Source organism: Candidatus Culexarchaeum yellowstonense (genome assembly GCF_024707025.1).
Lineage (GTDB): Archaea > Thermoproteota > Methanomethylicia > Culexarchaeales > Culexarchaeaceae > Culexarchaeum.
In genome coordinates, this window is record NZ_JANGFQ010000240.1 from 1 (window position 1) to 3837 (window position 3837).

The following is a 3837-nucleotide window of genomic DNA, read 5'->3' on the forward strand; positions in this document are numbered from 1 at the left end:
TATGCTACCATCAGCTCCAAAGACAGGTACTGGATGCAGGCGGAGGAAGAAGCCTTCATCCTCAATTATGACGTCATAATCCTCCCTTCTAACCTTCAACTCCAAAAGAGACTTAGCCTCCTCACCCATTTTTACCCATCCCCCCTCGAATTTTCAATTGGTATAGGAAGCTTCCAATTTGATTTGAAAGGTTGATGATTTCATCTTGAAGCACTGTATCCTTGAAGCGGTAGTATGCATTCATGGCTATTACGAAGTTCATTATCTCCCTCTCAGTTACACCCTTCTCACGCAGTATCTTCAACACCTTCCTCGCATCTTCGCCAATACTGTAAACGTTATCGAAGAAGTTAAGTTGCTCTACACCTTTCTCGCTCATTGCCTCTCCACCTCCAATATCCTTTCACCTTCAACCCTAACTCTTAAACTTGAGTTCGGTATAACCTTCAACACATTCACAAGCTCATCTGGAACCTCAACTTCAACCTCTGAAAGCTTCACTGTAATCGGCTCAAACCTTTCACGTCTTCCAATGCTGGAATTATATTGCTCAAGAGTTATATAGCCAGTCAATTCAACCTTAACCTTCAAACATTCCACCTCACCATATACTTAAAGCAATACTAATATTTAAAGCTTACTACTACACAGAAAAATTAAAACATGATGTCAAGTAGAAAATAGACCACCAATATTCAATGCAAAATATGGTTATAGCTGGCTAATGTTTAAAGGCTTTACTGATAAGCCTAAACAGTATGGGCATACCTGCGGAGGCTAAGCCAATGGCTAGATAGAGGTAGTCATTGCTTGATTCTTCAGGTGGATCTTCCTCATGATCTGGAATTGCAAAAACTACTACTCTATACTCTCCTTCTGGAAACTTTTTAATTCGACTGGCAGTAGCTTTTAGCTCATCCTCCACGAACTTAATATCCGAAATATTCTTGAAGACCTTTAGAATGTATGGAAGCTTGTTTTCACGTAGATAAGTAAGAATTTTATCAACGTATTTCCTCGTATCCCACTCCTTTTCACGCCCTATGAACTTAAAGTATTCTTCTTCAACTTCACCCTTAACAATATCCCTTATCCAAACTCTTATCATCAACTCACGAGGCCGCCCATACCACTCTTGCTCACGCCTAAGTTCCATCTCAAAATCCGTCCTGCTCCCCTTAAACTTCTTCTCTATAATCTTCTTAACATATTCCTCCGTTTTCACCGAATCTATTATAATATCATTATACCTACGCTCAATAAGAGGGGACAAACTGTAAGCTATACCCCAAAGCTCAGTCAAACCACCCACCAAAACAATCTAACAAAGTGGAAAAATATATTTCTAACTCATTCAAGTTGAAGGTTTTCTGCATACTAGGATCCATTCATGGGCTATTATTGGTACTTCTGGATGCTTGCGATGGTATAATATTCTCCAAAAGGATTGTTGCCTCAACCTAAGTTTATACAGCTTCTCCAAGACGAATCCACAATGAGATAAGAGGATATATGTATGGTAGGGTAGGTCTATTGGCTTCTTCCCACGAATAAAAGGCTTCACAACCACGATCATCAAGCCATTAGGCTTCAAAACCTTGAAGCATTCCAGGTAGACTTTGAACATTTCACTCAGATATGTTGGCTTACCATCCCTAGTCATCAAGCCCTTAATAACTGTTTCAATGTTTCCAAATGGGAGATTTCCAATGTTCTCTTTACTTAGGTTTGACGGTAGAAATTTAGCCATGTCTCCACCCTTAACCCATCCTTTCTTCTGAAGCTCAACAACATTTGGGTTTTCAGTTGCAGTGTTAGTGAATGGTGGTGATGTAAGCACTACATCTATTTTTCCTAGGGGTAGGTTTCCAATGTTACTCTCACTTTTCATCTGCTTCTCCTCAGTTCCTGCTGGAGGCTTCGAACCCCACCTCTTGCCAAGCTCATGAACCCTCCTCCAAAACTCTTCACTATTCCTCTTAACGTTATCAGTGAGATATGGTGGACTCGTAATTATTGTGGATGGTTGAGTTTGACTTAAAAGTTCACTTAGTTTCCTAGCGTCTCCACATATATTCACGATCCAACCCTTCCTTGAAAGTGTGGGAAGCTTTTCAACGTTCTCCCTAGCCTTCTCCATCCAGTCATAGAAGCGTCTCTCCAGCTCCACTTGAATTGCATTTCTACCGTGAAGGGCAGCTATAACCCCTAGAATGCCCGTATTACCGCACCACACTACTTTGCCATTTCTTCTAACCAACATAATGTGGTTAGGCACTTCAGTACAGTATATCATACCATCATAATTCACCCATTCTTCAACACAACTTGTATTTATGCAACGTTTATTTGCATCCCATAGATTCCTTTTGATATATACGCGGGGTCGTTTACACCTCGTAGTGATGCTTACGGCAAAAGAGGGTTTGCCGTTCAACTCTCTACCGTCAATGAAGACGCCTTTTTTAGGCTTCAAGTTTATTTTAACCGCTACATAACCACATTTTAAGGCAAGCTCTTGAACATCATCAGCCAGCTTTGAATTAACTGTGTAAAATTCCATTCTTCCCTCTCCCTTCTTACAACCGTCACCTTCAACTAGGGCCTCTAAAAGCACCCTCAGCTTGTCGGGAGGTAGTTCTAAGATGTTTCTGGGGATGTGTTTAGTGTAAACGTTACCTAATTTCGACAAATAGAGTGCGAGACGCTTATCAGAAAAGGTTATACGACCATTCTTGTCCAATCTAATTTTTCTTCCTAGATACTTAGCGAGTTCTTCAACAGCCCTTACAATTTTCTCATGATATTTATCTTTAAAATTCGTTGCTATTGTTACGCGATATATGTGATTGGAAATAAACGTGAAACCTTCAGCTAGGTAGTACCCCAGAAAACGGAGGAAGGTATCTATTGGAATCTTTACTTCAGGATATTTAAACTGATTATTGCTCGTCAGACTGGGAAGTGTTATGTATTCTTCGTTCCTAATACCGTTCCAGACGAAGTCTCTTGCATAGATTACATATTTGCCAAATATGTCTCTTGCCGGAACTAGTGAGAACTTCCATTCCTGTTTCGGTTTCAGAGAACTTCTAAAGGCCACAAACATGTTGTGATTTGGCGTTACGAGGAGGTCTATTTCTTTTGTCCGCACCTTATACATCTTACCTTTATAGTGGGCTTTTATAATCCCCAAGGGTTTTTGATATTCTAAACACCATGTGGCGGGGTTGAGTGTAGCTATTTCATCAGAAAACGTTATCTCACTAAACCTCTTCCAACCGGCTCTTGTTAAAACTTCTGTTTCCTCATCATAACACCCTGCCATGCAATCGAGAACTATTTCCCCCTCCCTAGTGAAGTTCTTTATTAGAAATTCAACCAGATAGACATTGAATTTCGCTGGATGCTGAACGCTCTCTGGAGGCATAATCTTCCTGTATGGACCGAAGGCTGGGCTTGAAGGGAAGTTGAGTTCAATTGCAGGCATAATCTTCTCTAACTCAGAAACAAATTCTTGAGCCATTTTCAACCCCCTATAAACTTATTTGCTTCACTTCATAATAAACATTGAATCTCTTATGAAAATACATCCCCCTTCTATGAGCTTTATCCTTTGTTGGGCTGAGTATGAGTAGTGTTTCCCCCTCAAACTTGTAGTTGAAGTCTCCGTCCTTATCATGCTCCTTACAATACTTTAATGCTTCGACAAGTTTGGATAGTTCGTCTTCCTTCATCCATCCAACATAGATTTCCGTTATCCACATTTTTGTTTCCTCATTCTTCATCATGCCTTTTAACCACCTCCCAAAGTTTCTTGGTTAACTCTTCATCGTA

Annotated in this window: 5 protein-coding genes; all 5 read right to left on the minus strand. The window is 40.3% G+C overall.

Going from position 1 to position 3837, the window contains the following annotated elements; genetic code table 11:
- Nucleotides 1-121: 121 nt before the first annotated feature.
- Nucleotides 122-379 carry a hypothetical protein gene (locus MRT15_RS11990; RefSeq protein WP_304330525.1) on the minus strand — a complete coding sequence of 86 codons (258 nt, stop codon included), beginning with the start codon at nucleotides 377-379 and terminating at the stop codon, nucleotides 122-124.
- On the minus strand, nucleotides 376-591 hold the full coding sequence (locus tag MRT15_RS11995) for a hypothetical protein (RefSeq protein ID WP_304330526.1): 216 nt from the start codon (nucleotides 589-591) through the stop codon (nucleotides 376-378). Before MRT15_RS11995 ends, MRT15_RS11990 begins: the two co-directional genes overlap by 4 nt.
- A 130-nt stretch (nucleotides 592-721) precedes the next feature.
- Nucleotides 722-1303 (minus strand): hypothetical protein, encoded by a 582-nt coding sequence (locus MRT15_RS12000; protein WP_304330527.1) that lies wholly within the window; start codon nucleotides 1301-1303, stop codon nucleotides 722-724.
- A 51-nt stretch (nucleotides 1304-1354) separates the two neighbouring features.
- The gene (locus MRT15_RS12005; protein WP_304330528.1) at nucleotides 1355-3526 is read right to left on the minus strand and encodes a hypothetical protein; all 2172 of its coding nucleotides are present in this window, start codon (nucleotides 3524-3526) and stop codon (nucleotides 1355-1357) included.
- Nucleotides 3527-3536: 10 nt separating this feature from the next.
- Nucleotides 3537-3791, minus strand: coding sequence for a hypothetical protein (locus MRT15_RS12010; protein ID WP_304330529.1), 255 nt, complete (start codon nucleotides 3789-3791; stop codon nucleotides 3537-3539).
- Nucleotides 3792-3837: the final 46 nt, after the last annotated feature.

Coding starts and splice junctions, on each gene's coding strand:
- MRT15_RS11990 (WP_304330525.1), bottom strand. CDS start 379: ATGAGCGAGAAAGGTGTAGAGCAACTTAACTTCTTCGATAACGTTTAC.
- MRT15_RS12010 (WP_304330529.1), bottom strand. CDS start 3,791: ATGATGAAGAATGAGGAAACAAAAATGTGGATAACGGAAATCTATGTT.
- MRT15_RS12005 (WP_304330528.1), bottom strand. CDS start 3,526: ATGGCTCAAGAATTTGTTTCTGAGTTAGAGAAGATTATGCCTGCAATT.